We start from the raw sequence: 2,340 nt of genomic DNA on the forward strand, positions 1-2,340 counted from the left end.
GCCATACATTGTTGTATGCAATGTCGCGGTCGGTTTCTGCCCGGTTCAGGGTATATAAGGCCTGGGTTAAATCCACCATCGTGGTGAGACCATTTTTATATAAAGTACTTTTTTGCAGATAAGCATCTGAGGCCGCCTTGACCTGGATCGGTGCCTCCTTATAATTGTCTATCGCATTTTTCAGCTTCGTATCTGATAAAGCCAGTTGTGCCTGCAATTGTTTGTTCACCAGTTCGTACTCGTCCTGAAGACCTCTGGAAATGTACTCCTGTGCCCTAACCTGTGGCTGAGTACGAGCGATAGCGGTTAAGTTCCAGACCATCCCAACACCAAAAAGGTAGTTGCCACGGGTAGGGTTCACCCCATCGGCATAACTTTGGGTAAAAGCCGTCTGGTTCTGTGCATAGGCAGAACTGAAGCCTGAACCTCTGCCCTGCATCACACCAAAAAGAGAAAAGGTAGGATAATAGGATCGTTTATAATAATTTGTTTGTTCATTGCTCACCTCTACCCTGTTTTTATAGTAGTTTAAAATTGGGTGGTTGCCCTTGATCAGTGTATCTGCTCCGTATTGTGCCGGAATCCGGGTAATGGAAGTCGTATCTATAGTAAAGTTAACCGCAGTGATCCCCATCAGCACGCCAAGCTTATTGGCCTGCTCCTGTTCCAGATCTTTAGCTTTGGTTAAAGAGATCCGGGCATTGGATACTTCTGCCTTGGCCAGAGAAGAGTCTACACCGGCAATTAAACCATTCTTTGCACGCAACACAGCCGTATTTTGAAACACCAGCGCCCGCTCCAGGTTTCTCTTCTGGGATAAAGTTAATCGCTGAGCCGCCAGCAAATTTAAATAGGCTGCAGAGACCCTGATTTCCTGCTGGAACCGCTCCTGCTCCAGATCCTTTTTATCCCGGTTCAATACCGTCTGGGCAACTTTGATCTTTTCTTTAATCCTTCCGAAAGTAAAAAAATCCCAATTGACATTGGCCAGGTAAAGTGAGCCAAAAGCAGCATTCCAGTTCTGTTTGTCCAATGCAGGGCCTGAGGAGGCTACTGCTAAACCACCCAAACCATAGGATGGTCCGTTCTGACCATTGATCGTTCCATAGTCATTTTGTGCCGATAGACTCAGGTTTGGCAAATAATCCCTTTTACTTTGCTTCACAGATTCTTCTGAAGCATGGACATAATTACCTTTGGCTTTCAGCAGATCATAATTGGTCAGTGCGGTGTTTACCGCCTCCTTTAAACTCAGGGTTTGTGCATTTAAAATCCCCGCGCCAATAAAAAGGAAATAAAATAGAAATAAAACAAATGATTTTACGCTAAGCATAGTGTGTATTTTACACTGCAAATTTATTCCGAAGGCATAAATTCAAAGTATGTGCTTCAAATCAATAATTATTTGAATCAAATAATTTGAACAAGAACTCATACTTTACTTTTCTATTACAATTATGTCCATACGGTATTTAAATGCCCTATTTCTTATGCCTACTTTTATCCCCATGAAGGATATCGAGAAAAAAGAGGACCTCGAATTACTGGTAAATGCATTTTACACCAAGGCGCTGGAAGATGAGGTAATCGGGCCGGTTTTTAAAGCAGCCAATTTTTCTTTGATGCAGCATATTCCGGTCATGGTCTCCTTTTGGGAAACCATTTTATTTGATGTGCATACTTACAATGGAAACCCCATGCTTAAACACATCCAAATAAACCAGTTAATCCCTTTAAAACCAGAACACTTCCAATGCTGGTTAGCGCTTTGGGAAGAGGTACTAAAAACCCATTTTACGGGAGCGAGAGTAGAAGAAGCTTTAAAACGGGCAGCCTCTATTGCTCAAATGATGCAAATTAAAATTTCCAGAAGGCTTTAACCTATTCTTAGGAGTTACTAGCCATACAACTATACCATCTGTCATATAAGTCCTGTATAATTACCTCTAAAACACATATAAAGCACTGATAAAGTATCTGGTTGGATTATCCTTGCTTTATCCTTGGGTTATCCTTTCCTTATCCTTGATATATCTAAATGATAACATAACGATAAGTAAAGGATAAGGAGATGATGACAATAGGATAAATTTATCTGGTACTTTATCTGTACTTTATACGTAATTACTCCATATTTACGAGCAGTCAGATGTAGCTCAATAGTAATCCTTTCTTTTCTATTGCCCTTTAATAATTATGAATTTTCATCTTTAATTAGACGGCTTAACTGTATTTTAGTAAAAAAACAAAATAAACAGATGAAAACAACCTTAAAAGCATCCCTTCTTGTGCTTCTTGCAGTATCCCTAAATGCTGAACTTAAGGCACAAGGTGTAAAAA

Annotated in this window: 2 protein-coding genes; one reads left to right on the top strand and one right to left on the bottom strand. The window is 40.3% G+C overall.

The window, feature by feature from the left end:
• Positions 1-1,333, bottom strand: a 1,333-nt coding sequence (locus tag DBR11_RS25170) for a TolC family protein (protein WP_108555336.1), incomplete at its 3' end; no start/stop codon positions are given.
• A 157-nt stretch (positions 1,334-1,490) separates the two neighbouring features.
• Between DBR11_RS25170 and DBR11_RS25175 the strand changes: the two genes are divergently transcribed.
• A complete protein-coding gene (locus DBR11_RS25175; protein ID WP_233260906.1) occupies positions 1,491-1,880 on the top strand; it encodes a group III truncated hemoglobin in 390 nt (129 codons plus the stop codon).
• Positions 1,881-2,340 lie beyond the last annotated feature (460 nt).

Source organism: Pedobacter sp. HMWF019 (assembly GCF_003061025.1).
Lineage (GTDB): Bacteria > Bacteroidota > Bacteroidia > Sphingobacteriales > Sphingobacteriaceae > Pedobacter.

Coding starts and splice junctions, on each gene's coding strand:
- DBR11_RS25175 (WP_233260906.1), top strand. CDS start 1,491: ATGCCTACTTTTATCCCCATGAAGGATATCGAGAAAAAAGAGGACCTC.